This is a genomic window from Kribbella orskensis (assembly GCF_004342085.1).
GTDB lineage: Bacteria > Actinomycetota > Actinomycetes > Propionibacteriales > Kribbellaceae > Kribbella > Kribbella orskensis.
This window is the reverse complement of the sequence record NZ_SLWM01000032.1, coordinates 1-13,696: the sequence shown is the minus strand read 5'-3', so window position 1 is coordinate 13,696 and position 13,696 is coordinate 1. Positions and strand designations below refer to the sequence as shown.

15 protein-coding genes are annotated in these 13,696 nt (G+C 68.6%); 10 read left to right on the top strand and 5 right to left on the bottom strand.

Annotated elements, in window-relative coordinates:
* Positions 1–6: 6 nt before the first annotated feature.
* Together EV644_RS40290 and EV644_RS40285 are read right to left on the bottom strand one after the other, a co-directional pair.
* On the bottom strand, positions 7–570 hold the full coding sequence (locus EV644_RS40290; RefSeq protein ID WP_132196341.1) for a LytR C-terminal domain-containing protein: 564 nt from the start codon (positions 568–570) through the stop codon (positions 7–9).
* A gap of 22 nt (positions 571–592) precedes the next feature.
* Positions 593–886, bottom strand: coding sequence for a type II toxin-antitoxin system VapB family antitoxin (locus EV644_RS40285; protein WP_020388608.1), 294 nt, complete (start codon positions 884–886; stop codon positions 593–595).
* A 130-nt stretch (positions 887–1,016) separates the two neighbouring features.
* On the opposite strand from EV644_RS40285, the gene EV644_RS40280 reads away from it, so the two are divergent.
* Positions 1,017–1,721, top strand: a complete 705-nt coding sequence (locus EV644_RS40280) for a peptidoglycan-binding protein (protein WP_132196339.1) — start codon at positions 1,017–1,019, stop codon at positions 1,719–1,721.
* 141 nt (positions 1,722–1,862) lie between these two features.
* Positions 1,863–3,407 (top strand): helicase HerA-like domain-containing protein, encoded by a 1,545-nt coding sequence (locus EV644_RS40275; RefSeq protein WP_132196337.1) that lies wholly within the window; start codon positions 1,863–1,865, stop codon positions 3,405–3,407.
* 72 nt (positions 3,408–3,479) lie between these two features.
* Here the strand turns inward: EV644_RS40275 and EV644_RS40270 are convergent, their stop codons facing one another.
* Positions 3,480–4,082, bottom strand: coding sequence for a TetR/AcrR family transcriptional regulator (locus EV644_RS40270; RefSeq protein ID WP_158293082.1), 603 nt, complete (start codon positions 4,080–4,082; stop codon positions 3,480–3,482).
* A gap of 79 nt (positions 4,083–4,161) precedes the next feature.
* Between EV644_RS40270 and EV644_RS40265 the strand changes: the two genes are divergently transcribed.
* From EV644_RS40265 to EV644_RS40235, 7 genes are all read left to right on the top strand, one after another.
* Positions 4,162–5,199 (top strand): hypothetical protein, encoded by a 1,038-nt coding sequence (locus tag EV644_RS40265; protein WP_132196333.1) that lies wholly within the window; start codon positions 4,162–4,164, stop codon positions 5,197–5,199.
* A 315-nt stretch (positions 5,200–5,514) separates the two neighbouring features.
* Positions 5,515–6,837, top strand: a complete 1,323-nt coding sequence (locus tag EV644_RS40260) for a GGDEF domain-containing protein (protein ID WP_132196331.1) — start codon at positions 5,515–5,517, stop codon at positions 6,835–6,837.
* Between the two features lie 84 nt (positions 6,838–6,921).
* Complete coding sequence (locus tag EV644_RS40255) at positions 6,922–7,455, top strand: SigE family RNA polymerase sigma factor (RefSeq protein ID WP_132196329.1); 534 nt, start codon at positions 6,922–6,924, stop codon at positions 7,453–7,455.
* Positions 7,452–8,303, top strand: a complete 852-nt coding sequence (locus tag EV644_RS40250) for a hypothetical protein (RefSeq protein WP_132196327.1) — start codon at positions 7,452–7,454, stop codon at positions 8,301–8,303. Before EV644_RS40255 ends, EV644_RS40250 begins: the two co-directional genes overlap by 4 nt.
* Before the next feature lie 97 nt (positions 8,304–8,400).
* Entirely contained in the window at positions 8,401–9,315 is a 915-nt protein-coding gene (locus tag EV644_RS40245; protein WP_132196326.1) for a hypothetical protein, read from the top strand.
* Between the two features lie 270 nt (positions 9,316–9,585).
* Positions 9,586–10,104, top strand: coding sequence for a SigE family RNA polymerase sigma factor (locus EV644_RS40240; RefSeq protein ID WP_132196324.1), 519 nt, complete (start codon positions 9,586–9,588; stop codon positions 10,102–10,104).
* On the top strand, positions 10,101–11,057 hold the full coding sequence (locus EV644_RS40235) for a hypothetical protein (protein ID WP_132196322.1): 957 nt from the start codon (positions 10,101–10,103) through the stop codon (positions 11,055–11,057). Before EV644_RS40240 ends, EV644_RS40235 begins: the two co-directional genes overlap by 4 nt.
* A gap of 44 nt (positions 11,058–11,101) precedes the next feature.
* Here EV644_RS40235 and EV644_RS40230 read toward each other — a convergent pair whose 3' ends face one another.
* The gene (locus EV644_RS40230; RefSeq protein WP_132196320.1) at positions 11,102–11,608 is read right to left on the bottom strand and encodes a DinB family protein; all 507 of its coding nucleotides are present in this window, start codon (positions 11,606–11,608) and stop codon (positions 11,102–11,104) included.
* Positions 11,608–12,399 (bottom strand): helix-turn-helix domain-containing protein, encoded by a 792-nt coding sequence (locus tag EV644_RS40225; RefSeq protein WP_132196318.1) that lies wholly within the window; start codon positions 12,397–12,399, stop codon positions 11,608–11,610. The genes EV644_RS40230 and EV644_RS40225 overlap by 1 nt, the downstream gene beginning before the upstream one ends.
* 118 nt (positions 12,400–12,517) lie before the next feature.
* Between EV644_RS40225 and EV644_RS40220 the strand changes: the two genes are divergently transcribed.
* Entirely contained in the window at positions 12,518–12,886 is a 369-nt protein-coding gene (locus tag EV644_RS40220; RefSeq protein ID WP_132196316.1) for a nuclear transport factor 2 family protein, read from the top strand.
* Positions 12,887–13,696 lie beyond the last annotated feature (810 nt).

Below are 13,696 nucleotides of genomic sequence, written 5' to 3'. Positions count from 1 at the left end.
CGGAGGTCAGTTGGGGTTCTGGCCGGAGGGGACGGGCTGGGTGCCTCGGACGATCGGGAGGCAGTGGGTGCTGCCGGCGGGGACGCCGATCGACGGGGTGCCCTTGACCTTCAGCGTCTTGTACCCGCGGCCGACGATCAGGTCGACGGTGTGGTCCGGCCGGTTGTCGCCGACGGGCGCGGCCTTCTGAGTCAGCTGACCCGCGACCAGTTGCAGCTCGGGCGACTTGTCGGTGGTGCCGCGGACCGCGACGACGTCGACCTTGTCACCCTTCGGCTCGTTGGCGATCTTGCCGATGTTGAAGCCGCGCTTCTTCAGCTCCTCCGCCACCGCGGCCGCGGTACCGGCCTTGGCGCCGCCGTTGTAGACGTTCACCACGACCTGCTTGGGCACCATCCGGTTGTTCGGCAGCGTCTGGTCGACGCAGTTCGCCTCGGCGCTGCTCTTGGTGAGGGAGTTCCATCCCCACCAGGCGCCACCGACCAGCAGGCCGAGCAGCACCACCATGGTGATGGGCGTCCGCCAGCGGATCCGCGAGTGTGGTCTCGGCTGCGGCTGGAGAGCGCTCATCGTGTCCCCCGACTCATTCGACTTAGTCCACGACCAGTACCCGGGCGTGCAGAACTAAACGCTGTTGCAGGGCCGCGCGGAGGGCCCGGTGCAACCCGTCCTCGAGGTACATCTCCCCCTTGAACTCGACCACGTGGGCGAACAGGTCGCCGTAGAAGGTCGAGTCCTCGTCCAGCAGCGCGTTCAGGTCGAGAGTGCCTTTGGTCGTGACGAGCTGGTCCAGCCTGACCTGCCTCGGTGGCAGCACAGACCAGTCCTTCGGCTTGTACCCGTGATCCGGGTACGGCCGTTCTTCCCCGACGCGCTTGAAGATCACCCACCGGAGTCTAGCGGGGGAACAGGTCCGACGAGATGGTCAGGAACGTCACCGGGAAAGTCGTGACCAGGACTCAACCTTCTGAGCCTGGGAGGCGTCACACAGGGATCAGCACTAGTAGGGGGCAAAGATGAGACTTCTGACCAGGCTAGGGGTGGGGGCCGCGACTCTGGTGGTCGCGGTCGTGGGGATGACGATCCCGGCGGACGCGCTCACCATCACCCAGAACAAGGCGGCGCAGACCCGGTTGAACCGGCTGGGCTGCACAGCGGGACCGGTGGACGGCAGAGTGGGAGCGATGACCCAGGCGGCCACCGTGCGCTTCCAGTCCGCGAACAAGCTGTCCCAGAGCGGCAAGCTCGCCGGTACGACGTACACCCGGCTGATGGCCGCCACGGCCAAGCGGTGCGACGTACGACCGATACCGGCGGGGACCGGGGGCGGTCGCCGGATCGTGATCAGCCAGGGGCAGAACTGGGTCTGGCTGATCGATGCCTGGGGCAAGGTCGTCCGGCAAGGCGGCATCATCGACAACCCGCTCTACCTGAAGCCGGGGACCTACAGGAGCGGCGCCAAGTGCGGCCGGGCCGCCAAGATCAGGAGGAACACCGACGGCGCGAGCCTGTACCTGAACAACTTCGTCCGCTTCGCCCCGTGCGGGATCGGCTTCCACCAGATCCCGACGTACAAGCGGAGCGGCGCCCAGATCCACGCCGACTGGCTGCTCGGCACCAACGCCAGGGCCTCGCACGGCTGCATCCGCGTCTCCAAGGCGATGTCGGGCTACATCTGGTCCTTCACCACCACCGGCACCCGGGTCGTCGTCATCCGCTGACCCGGTCCGACCGGCCACGTGCCCTGAGCCCGGAGTACCAGCGACTCCGCGCTCAGGGCACAGTCTTGCCGGTCCGGGGCATTAGCATCTCGAACGCACGGGGAGTGTGTTCCCTTCGTTCGTTCGAGAGGCATCGCTGACATGGCCGAGACACCCGATGTCGTGGAGACCGTCAAGCAGGGGTACGCGTTCGAGGGGCCGGCGATCGAGCTCGGCGCGCTGCTGGTCGACGGTACGCCGAACCCGGCCGCCGCGGTCCGGATCCCGCTGTCGATGGTGAACCGGCACGGCCTGGTCGCCGGCGCCACCGGTACCGGCAAGACGAAGACCCTGCAGTTGATGGCCGAGCAGCTCTCGGCAGCCGGGGTCGCGGTGTTCGCGGCGGACGTCAAGGGCGACCTGTCCGGCGTCTCGCAGCCCGGCGAGGAGAGCGAGAAGCTGCTGGCGCGGACCAAGACGATCGGCCAGGAGTGGGCCGCCACCGGCTTCCCGACCGAGTTCTACGCGCTCGGCGGCCAGGGCAGCGGCATCCCGATCCGCGCCACCATCACCTCGTTCGGGCCGGTGCTGCTGTCCAAGGTGCTCGGTCTGAACGACGTCCAGGAGTCCTCGCTCGGGCTGATCTTCCACTACGCCGACAAGCAGGGGCTGACCCTGCTGGACCTGAAGGACCTGCGCGCGGTCATCACCCATCTGACCAGCGACGAGGGCAAGGGCGACCTGAAGGAGCTCGGCGGGCTGTCCGCCGCGACCGCCGGGGTGATCCTGCGGGCGCTGATCGGGTTCGCCGACCAGGGAGCCGAGGCATTCTTCGGTGAGCCCGAGTTCGACACCGCGGACCTGATGCAGGAGCGTGACGGCAAGGGGGTCGTGTCGCTGCTGGAGCTGCCGAACCTGCAGGACCGCCCAGCGCTCTTCTCCACCTTCCTGATGTGGCTGCTGGCCGACCTGTTCCACGACCTGCCCGAGGTCGGCGACGTCGACAAGCCGAAGCTGGTGTTCTTCTTCGACGAGGCGCACCTGCTGTTCAACGACGCGTCTAAGGCGTTCCTGGACTCGATCGCGCAGACCGTGCGGTTGATCCGCTCCAAGGGCGTCGGCGTCTTCTTCGTCACCCAGACCCCGAAGGACGTGCCGGACGACGTACTGGCGCAGCTCGGCTCCCGCGTCCAGCACCAGCTCCGGGCGCACACGCCGAACGACGCGAAGGCGCTGAAAGCCACGGTGTCCACCTTCCCCAACTCGTCGTACGACCTGGCCGAGGTGCTCACCCAGCTCGGCATCGGCGAGGCGATCGTGACGGTGATGAACGAGAAGGGCGCTCCGACCCCGGTCGCGTGGACCCGCCTGCGCGCACCCCAGTCCCTGATGGCGCCCGCCTCCGCCGAGCAGCTCACCGCCACCGTCCAGGCGTCGCCCGGGTACGCGAAGTACACCGAGGTCATCGACCGCGAGTCCGCCTACGAGAAGCTAGCCGCCAAGGTCCAGGCCGGCGCCGCCCAAGCCGAAGCCGAGGCTGAGGCCAAGGCCGAGCCGCAACCCAGGTCCCCGGCTCCCCGCTCCCAAAAACAAGAAAAGTCCATCGTCGAGCAGGTAATGGGCTCCTCCGCCTTCAAACAATTCGCCCGCTCCGCCGGCCGAGAAATAGTCCGCGGCCTGTTCGGCGCCGCCCGCCGCAAACGCTGACCCCCGCCGGCCGGCGTGCAGGCCTCCAGCGCCACCGAAGGGCTGGCCGAGGCACGCGAGCGCACCTGGCGGTTACCGCACGACGGCTCCTTCGGTCGCGAGCGCGTCGAGGTGATACGTGATGGCGGCTGTCAACTTCTCGGCCGTGTAACTGTCCGCTCGCATGGCCGCGTGCACCGCGAGGCCGTCGAGCCAGGCGTGCAGCCGCTCAGCCTCAGCCGGTACGTCGGCCGGGGCGAGACCGGCTGCCGAGAGGTCAGTGAGCATCGCTCGACAGCCGGCCCGGAGCGCGTCGTATCCCTCGTCACGCAGGGCCCGAAGCGCCGGGTCGACCAGGGCCCGGGACGTGAAGGCCAACCAGACCTCGTTCTCGGCGCGCCGGTCGTCATCGAGCGGGAGCAGTTCAGCCAGCACGCGCTCTGCTCGTCGCCTCGGGTCGGGCTCGGGCTCCAGCCGCGCGAGGCGGGACTCGATCCGATCGATGACCGTCCGGAACGCGAAGACCATCAGCTCGGTCTGACTCACGAAGTAGTGGCGCAGCGATCCCATCGACAGCCCCGCCTCACGCGCGACGTTGCGCACCGAGGCCTGCTCCAGGCCATCGCGGCGTACCACCCGCAGTACCGCCTCGACAAGCTCGGTGCGGCGCTCCACCGGATCCACAACCTTGGGCACTGGCTCTTTATAGCACAGTCGTGCTACGTTTCGGTGGTAGCACAGTCGTGCTACTAAAACGTGTGTCGGAGACCCCACCATGACCCTCGTCAACGAGCCAGAAGCCCAACCAGGGCGCCGCCGCGGCCTCACCGCGCTGCGCCGCCAGCGCAGCGTCCGCCTGGCCGTCTTGGGCTGGGTGGCCTGCAACGGACTGGCTCTTGCGGTGGCGGGAGACACGTTGCCGTTCGACTGGCCGAGCGCCGCCGCCCGGACACCGCTCGGTCGGGTGGTGGACGCCAACCTCGTCCTCATCGAGGTGCTGCTGCTCACCGCACTGACCTACTGGGTCTCCCGCAAACGGGCAATGCCTGACCTCGCCAGCCGCGCACCGCGGCGATCCGTGGCCGCCCGCGAAACGCTGTTCCTGCTTCTCTACGCGGCAGGCGCGTTGGGCCTCGGCTTCGCCCTCGCCCGACTCGCCGGATGGCATCCCTTCGGTCTTCACCTCGCGGGCTCGATCTATGGAACACACGAGCATGTCAGCCCCGCCGAGGCCATCGCCTGGGCGAGCTTCAACCTGGTCATCTACGCGGTGGTCCCCCTCCTGTACTTCCGCCGGCACTACTCGGCCGAGGCGCTCAACCTTCGCTCGGGCAACCGCCGCGCCGACGCCCTACTCATCGGAGTGATCCTCACCGTCGAATCACTCGTACAGATCGCCACGCTCGATCCGGAGATCTTCGACCTCCCCGCCCGTCAGATCCTGCTCGGTGCTCCGCTGACCTTCACGTTGTACCTCGCCGGCGCCGTACTGCCCGCCATGGTCTTCATCTACGCGATCTTGGTGCCGCGCTTCCTCTTACTCACCGGCTCGACCACCGCCACGGTCATCCTCGGTGGGCTCACCTACACGGCGCTGCATGTCTGGGACGCGTGGACGATCTTCGATTCGCCAGGCAACGCCGCGCTGTCGGTGGCCTTCCTGATCCTGACCTACTTCGCACCGGGAATGTTCAAGACCGTCCTCACGGTGCGAACCGGCAACGCGTGGGTTCATGTCTGGGCCTACCACGCGTTTGCACCTCACACCCTGGCCGATACGCCACATTTGGTCCACGTCTTTCACCTCAAGTAGGGGCGGCGCCGCCCGCCGAAGCACGCGAGCCTCGACGTGCTGGGCTGCTCAACTTCCGCGCCTCCACGCTGGCTGGGGGCGGCCTGGGACTCGGCCACCGCCGACGCCCGCCGGGCGCATGGATCCAAATTGTGCACAGCATTGAGGGGTGTTGTTTTTGAGCAGGATCGAAGATGGTCACGCTAGGTGGTTGGATTGTTGATTGTTGATCAAACGACTGACCTATCAACAGGTTGACTTCGTTTCCAACTGGTTATCCACAGCGCGCCGTCGCGGATTGGGACTGATCCCTCACTCGTCGTACGGTGAGGGGTAATGGTTGCGCAGAGTAGGCGAGCGGTACGGCATTGGGCGCTCTGGACCCTGACGGTCCCGGCGTTCGGGTTGGTGGTGCTCGTGGACCTCGCCGCCATCGCCTACGGGACAAAAGCGTTCGCCGAGCTCCCCTCCTGGCGCGGCATCGACGTCGTGTTCGCCCTGACCGTCTCGGCCCTGATCGCCGTCGAGGGCGCCCGCCGGGTCGAGAGCCGTCGCCGGCGCGGCGGCCCACTCCACAAAGACCTGGCCCCGGCCTGGATGATCGCCGCCGCCGTCGTGCTCCACCCGGCCCTGGCGATCCTCGTCGCACTCCTGCTGCGGATCTGGTGGCGGATCAGAGCCGGCAAGTGCATCCCGTACCGCTGGGCCTTCTCCACCGCAGTCCACGTGCTCGCCGTCGGAACCGCCCACGCCGTCTTCGTCTCCGCCCAAGACCTCGCCGGCTCGAGCGGACTGGGCCTGGTCGTCTCGATGGGAGCCGCCGCGGCTGCCTACGTCACCACCGACACCCTCCTCTGCGGCCTGGCGATCTCCCTGATCGTGCCGGGCAGCAGCCGCCGGGACACCATTGGCGGCAAGGACGATCTCTGCGTCGACGCCACCGCCGCCACGCTCGGCTGCCTGCTCGCCGCCGCGACGCTGATCAGCCCGTGGTTCGCGTTCGTTGCCATCCCGATCACCCTGACCGCCCAGCGTGCGTTGCTGCTCGGCCAGTTGGAGTCCGAGGCGCAGACCGACCCGAAGACGAGTCTCGGCCGGGTCGACTGGTGGCGCCGCCGGGCCGAGGAGATGCTCCGCCGGTCGCGGACGCAGCGCGAGCCGATGGCGGTCCTGCTGATCGACATCGACCACTTCAAGCAGGTCAACGACCGGCACGGCCACCTCGTGGGCGACGAGGCCCTGCGCGCGGTGGCGACGATCCTGCGCAGTGCGATCCGGACCAAGGACGTGATCGGACGGTTCGGCGGCGAGGAGTTCGTCATCGCACTCCCCGACAGCGATCTGGACGACGCGACCGTCACGGCCGACCGCCTTCGCTCCGCCGTCGCCGCGAGCCCACTCGCCGCCATGTGCGCCGGAGCACTGGACGAGCCCGACCTGGATCCGGACACGTTCGGGCTGACCGTCTCGATCGGCGTCGCCGTCTACCCCGCCGACGGCACCACCGTCGACAACCTGTTGCTCCGCGCGGACCGAGCCATGTATGCCGCCAAGGCCGCGGGCCGCGACCGCGTGCGCCTGGCCGCCGACCTGCTCACCGCCGACCTCCTGCGCCCCACCTTGCGCCAGACCCCCGCCGACAACCTGCAACCCCGCTGACACCAGCCGCCACCCGAGAACCCGGCAGAACCTTTTCGGGGGTGGGGGCGTCTTCAGCAGCGGAAGGTGACGACGGGAGAGGGTATGCAGCGGTCTGAGAGCCGCGACGAGGATTTCACGGCTTTCGTGCTCGCGCGGTCCGCGCGGTTGGTGCACATCGCGCGGATGCTGTGCGGCGACGCCGCGCTCGCCGAGGACCTCGTCCAGACCGCGCTCGAGAAGGCCTACCTGCGCTGGGACCGGATCGAGCTGGGCGACCCGTTCGGCTACGTCCGGCAGGCCGTGGTCAACCAGCACCTGTCGTGGGTCCGGCGCCGGCCGTGGCGGGAGCGGCCCAGCGGTCACGCGGCCGAGCTGGATCAGAGCCTCGGCTCGTACGTCGTCGACCCGGTTGTGGCGGTGGATCGCAAGATTGCGATCGCAGGCGCCCTGCGGGTGCTGACCAGGAGGGAGCGGGCGGTGGTGGTGCTGCGGTACGTCGAAGACCTGACCGAGGCCCAGACCGCGGCGACCCTCGGTGTGGCGGTCGGGACCGTGAAGAGTGCGAACTCTCGCGCCCTGCAGAAACTCCGCGCTGCCCCGGAACTGAGCGGCAGTCACGTGGGAGACCAGTCATGAACGACGACGAGATCAGGGACGCCCTCCGTCCGGACGACGGCATCGAGCCGCTCGACCCGGCGAAGGTGATCACCGGCGCCCGGCGACGTCGCCGTACGCGTGAGCTGACGACAGGCAGCCTCGCCGCGGTCGCAGTACTGGCTGTTGTGGCGGGCGGGATCATCGCAACCGACGGCGCGAACAGCGGGGTGTCGGTAGATCCACCCGTTGTCGGTACGCCGAGCAGCACCCCTTCGGCCCGTACTTCGACGCCGCGCGCGACGAGTACTCCGGCGATGTCGGCCGCGCAATTGCTTGCCAACTGCAAGGTCGCCCTGGCCGAGGCGAACCCGAAACCCGGCGTGAACGCGACACAGCAAGCGTTGCTTGAATCACCTCAGGGGTCGGTGATGGTGATTGCCGACAGCAAGTATTGGGCGGCCTGCGACAACGGGTACATCTCCGAGGGCGAGGCCCAGGTGTCCGCGCGGCGCCCGGCTGGTCTGGCTGTGCCTAGTCCGCAGGACAAGGACGCCTTCGCCGTCGCGCAGAATCGCCTCACCCGGCCGAGCGGGAACTACGACGACCTCGAGTACTACTGGGCCGCGGGTCGCCTGCCGACGGGTGTGAAGACGGTCAGGTACACGTTTCCCGACGGCAAGACCGTGGATGCCACCGTGCAGGGCAAGTACTGGTTGATGCACTACTGGTCGTTGCAGCAGACGCCGGGTGGCTCGGAGGAGGGCGCGACACCCGGGGCGCCGGAGAAGATCCGGGTCAGGCTGGTGGCCGCGGACGGCACGGTGGTGAACGACTTCCGACTGAGGGAGCCCGAGCAGATCTGCGCGCAGATCACCCACGGCTGCTGAGATCCCCGCCGGCACAGAATCCTCGGCACAGAACCTTTCCGCACGCGGTCGCGTCTTTCAGCCCGAGACAGCGAGCAAACACTTGCGGAGGGCAACGATGGAGAACGACGACCTGACCGAGGAGATCGCGGACGGCGAGGATCCGGCGGACCAGCCGGTCAGATCCCGCCGGATGCGGCATCTGGCGGTGACCGGGCTGGCCGTGGCGGCCGTCGCAGGCATCGCGATCGCCGGCTCCGCCGCAGCCCGAACCGGCAACGCCGACAACTCAACCGGTACTGCGGTAGCCGGCTCCGGTCCAGCCGCAACCCCCGGCGGCGCAACTCCCGGCCAGGCGACCACCGGTCAGGCGACGCCCGGTCAATCGACGCCCGGCAACGCGACCCCCGGCCAAGCGACCCCCGGGCAGGTGACGAAGAGCGAGGGGCGGGTGGATCCGAAGTCGATGCCGGAACCCAAGGAGCAGCCGTTGCCGGGAGATCCGGTGGCTGCGTGCAAGAAGCTGATCGCTGAGTCGGCCGAGCACCCTGGACGGAACGCCAAGGTCGTTGCGCGGCTCGACGGGGCCCCGGGCACCGTGCTGATCCTGGCCGATAGCAAGTACTGGGCCGGCTGCGACACGGCGTACGCGCGACACGACGGCCAGGGTTCGCTCCGGGAGCCGGCCAGGATCGCCAAGCCGTCCGCTTCGGATGCCGACGCCTTCGCGGTGGCGAACAACATCATCCCGACCGCCGGCAAGAAGTACGAGTACTACTGGGCGGCCGGAGCGCTGCCGAGCGGCGTCACCAAGATCGCCTACACCTTCCCCGACGGCGTCACCACCCAGGCTGTTGTCAAGGGCAACTACTGGGTGATGCAGTACCGGCAGGCCAAGCCCTGGGTCGAGGGTGCTGACGCCGAGCAGCCGAAGATCAAGGTCACCCTGTCCCGCGCGAACGGCACGGTGGTCAAGACCCACAACCTCGTCTGGGGCGAGCAGACCTGCGCCCAGATCTCCCACGGCTGCTGACCCCGCTCGCCACGTCCGGGGAACCGACGTCGCCCACGGTTCCCCGGACGCACCAGGCTGCCACTTTCGCCGTGAGGGTGATACGTATGGCGATACCTCCGGGGCGGTGAAGGTCACCCGGGTGCGCTATCCGGCTCACCAAATGTGACGAACAAACCGTGCCCCTGTATAGCTCGTGAATATATTTCTTCCGACGAATCGGTGACCGGACAGAACCTGGTGCGGCACCCAGCGGGTTAGGACCGGTGTGACAGAGGCAGAGGAGATTCGATGACCCGGGCCGCGGACGCCGACTTCGAGCGCTTCGTGCAGGCAAATTCGACCCCGTTGCTCCGCTTCGCGGAGATGTTGTGCGGTGATCGGCACACGGCCGAGGATCTCGTGCAACAGGCGTTGATGCGGTCCTATCCGAAATGGCACCGGCTGGACGGTGATCCCCTGCGCTATGTCCGCCGGGTGCTGGTGAACCGCTTCCTGACGTCGGCCCGCCGTCGCTGGTCCAACGAGGTGCCCAGCGACCCGGTGGACAACGACTGGGACCAGCGGTCAGTCGCGGACTTCGCCGGTGAGGTGCAGACCCGGGAGGCCGTGCTCGGCGCGCTCGCCGGGCTGACCGTCCGGGAGCGCGCGGTGGTGGCGCTGCGGTACTCGCAGGATCTCTCTGAGGCCGAGACAGCCGAACTGCTCGGGATGGCCGCCGGGACCGTAAAGAGCACCGCGTCCCGGGCTCTTGCCAAGCTGCGTCTGGCACCCGACCTGATCGATTCCACCGTTGGAGGACATGCATGACCGACGAGCAGCGGGTGCGCAGCGCGCTCGAGTACGACCTGGAGCCCTGGCAGCCCGACCCGGCCGACCTGATGCGTCGCGGCCGACGGCTCGCCTGGCTCCGCCGAGGACTGGCCGCGGCGGGCGTGACTGCCCTCGCCGGCACTGTCGCGACGGTGTCCGCCGCGGTCGGTGGACCTGGTGACGTGCGGAACCTGCTGGCCGGTGGCGGCAAGCCGTCCGTACCGGCCGCGGTGCCCACCACTTTGCCGTCGGTGGATCCAACCTGCCTGCCGACCGTGCCCGCGAAGGTGCCGCACAAGGTGGAGGTGCCCGCGGTACCGGCAGGCAAGCCGAAGTTGCCGCCGGTCCCCAAGCCGTCGCTCCCGGCCAAGCCGACCCTGCCGAGCCTGCCGACGCTTCCGGGGAAGCCCAATGTGCCGACCACACTGCCGAGCCTGCCGGGCAAGCCGTCGCTCCCGACCGCAAAGCCGTCCCTGCCTGGCCAGCCTTCCTTGCCTCCGGTTCCGACGACCAAGCCGTCGCTGCCGGGTAAGCCGAGCTTGAGCCTGCCGCCGGTCCCGACCGCCAAGCCGTCGCTCCCGAGCAAGCCCAGCCTGCCCCCGGTCCCGACGACCAAGCCGAGCCTGCCGAAGCCCGCAGTACCGGCGAAGCCGACTCTGCCGCCGTGCGCGCAGGTTCTGGTCCGCAGCACAAAGCCGTCCCTGCCTGGCCAGCCTTCCTTGCCTCCGGTTCCGACGACCAAGCCGTCGCTGCCGGGTAAGCCGAGCGTGAGCCTGCCGCCGGTCCCGACTGCCAAGCCGTCGCTGCCGGGCAAGCCTTCCCTGCCGCCGGTGCCGACGGCGAAGCCCACCTGGCCGACCACGAAGCCGAGCCTGCCGACGACCAATCCGAGCTGGCCCGCCACGCCTCCCCCGACGTTGCCGACCGGTATCCCCTCCTCCCACCGGTAGGCAGTCCCAGTCACCGGCGAGTAGAGCCCTCCACCGATCGACTTCTACTCGCCGGTGACCCCATCGGCCAGCTCGCGGGCGATATCGAGCTGGCCGATGTGGCGTGCGTACTCCTGCAGGACGTGGAAGAGGATCCAGTTCAGCGTCGGCGGCTCGTCGTCCGCGCCGAACCGTCCGCCAACCGCGCCTCTTGAGGTCAGTTCGGCCCCGGCGACGATCTCCTGCGTCCGCTGACCGCCTGACCGCAGCTGATCGAGCAGACCGGCGAGCGTGTCCTCGGCATCGAGCTGCCACGGCGCGTCGTCGACCCCGCCGGAATCACCCCACGGCCGGTCGACCGGCTCCGCGGTGTATCCCCAGCGCAACCAGCGTCGCTCCATGAACACCAGGTGTTTCAGCAACTCCAGCGGTGACCACCCCGACGGCAGCCTGCTGCTCCGGAGCTCCGCGTCGCTGAGGCCCTCGAGCTTCCGCTCGACCGTCTGCCGGTAGTACTCGAGCCAGGCCACGTGCAGTTCGCGCGTGTCACCGAGTTGGTCGTCGGGCAGCATCACAGTTCCCGCAGATACTCGGCGGTCTCGTCGTCCGCCGGGAAGAACGACTCGATCATCAGCTCCGACACCGTCACGTCCAGCGGTGTCCCGAAGGTGGCGATCGTGGTCAGCAGCGACAGCTCGCGATCCCCGTGCCGCAGGCGCATCGGTACGACGACCTCGGCCGGCCCGGGCGGTTCCACCCGCTCGCCACCGGCATACCCGCGCAACTCGTCGTACAGGTCCTGCAGGTCCGGGTCCGCAGTACTGGCGACCTGGCGGTGCAGGCTGGTCAGGACGCTCGCGCGGATCTCAGGGAGGTTGGTGATCCGGCTGCCCAGGCCGTCCGGGTGCAGGGTGAGGCGGAGCGCGTTGATCGGGGCGGTGAGCAGTTCGGGGGCGACGCCGTCGGTGAAGAGGCGGATGCCGGCGTTCCCCTCGACGATGTTCCACCAGCGGTCCACCACCAGCGCCGGGTACGGCTCGTGAGCCCTGAGCAACCGCCGCAGCGCCGCACGGATCGCCAGCATGGCAGGCGAGTGCAGCGACGCCTCGCTGTAGATCGGCGCGTAGCCGCCCGCGAGCAGCAACTGGTTGCGATCCCGCAGCGGTACGTCGAGATGCTCCGCGAGGCGCAGCACCATCTCCCGGCTCGGCTTCGACCGGCCGGTCTCGACAAAGCTCACGTGCCGGGTGGACACCTCCACCTGGTTGGCCAGGTCCAGCTGGCTGAGCCGGCGGCGCTCCCGCCAGCCGCGCAGCAGCTCACCCACCGGGCGCTGGAACGTCTCCTCGACTGTCGCGGTCATGGCTTAGACCGTAACCGCTGAGGTGTTCACTGCCATTACCTGTGACGTTATCGACCATCGGTGGAGTCCGGCGGCAAGGTTCTGGGCAACGAGAACTTCCACTACCGAGGAGAACACGATGACCATCACCCCCGCCGCTCTCGCCGACCAGTACTTCGCGATGTGGAACGAGGCCGACGCCGATCGGCGCGCCGAGATCATCGCGGCGGCCTGGTCCACCGAGGGCGTCTTCGTCGACCCGAGCTTCGAGGTCAGCGGCCACGAGGGCCTGACCAAGATGGTCGAGACCGCGCACCAGATGTTCCCCGGCCACAGCTTCTCGCTGACCGGCGAGATCGAGCAGCACCACGACCGCCTCCGCTGGAGCTGGCACCTGGCCGCGGCCGGCCAACAGCCCGTTGCCGGTGGCACCGATGTCGTCACCCTCGACGCCGACGGCAGGATCCGCGAAGTGGTCGGCTTCCTGGACTTCGCCCCGGCCCACTGAGTACGCCCAAACGATGAGTCGGAATTCGTACTGATGTGGATGCAGGCGGAGGTGGTTGCCACCGGTCCAGGCCGAGGTGGTTGCCACCGGCACCGGCTCGGGCGGTTCCGCCCGCATAGGCGGAGGTTGCTTCCACCGGCACGGGCGGAGGTTGCTTCCACCGGCACGGGCGGAGGTTGCTTCCACCGGCACGGGCGGAGGTTGCTTCCACCGGGACGGGTGGAGGTGCTTTCGCCGGCATCAGCGCGGGTGGTTGCGTCCCCGGCTGCGTGATCGTGCTAGTCGGGGCGGTGTGCGTCAAGAGCGCTTCGCGTCCCTTCGGGATCGGAACAAGTTCCGACTCTTGACCCACACCGCCCCGACCAGGGAAGGACGCAGCTATCCCGGAGCCGCTGAGAGGTGCGGCGACAAGGCCCGGGGAACTCCTCAGTCCAAACGTTCAGGGAGTTGCCTTGCCCGGTAGGTCGGAGAGTTGCCTTGCCCGGTAGGTCGGCGTCTTTCCACTGCCCGGGCCGGCGGGACTCCCGAAACCGGCACTTTGTGCACCACCTGAGCAGATCCCGGCGATCCGGACGCTCAACCGGTGCACCAGGTGGGGCCTCGGACACCAAGTCGGGACCTCGGACACCAAGTCGGGACCTCGGACACGACATGACCGGCCCCACAACCCCACCGCCACCGGCCCCACAACCCCACCGCCACCGGCCCCACAACCTGAACCACCCCGGGTTTGATGCGCACCTTCTTCGTTGGGAAGGTGGCATCTATGCCGAGCAAGTACGACGAGCAGACCAGGGCCAAGGCGGTCCG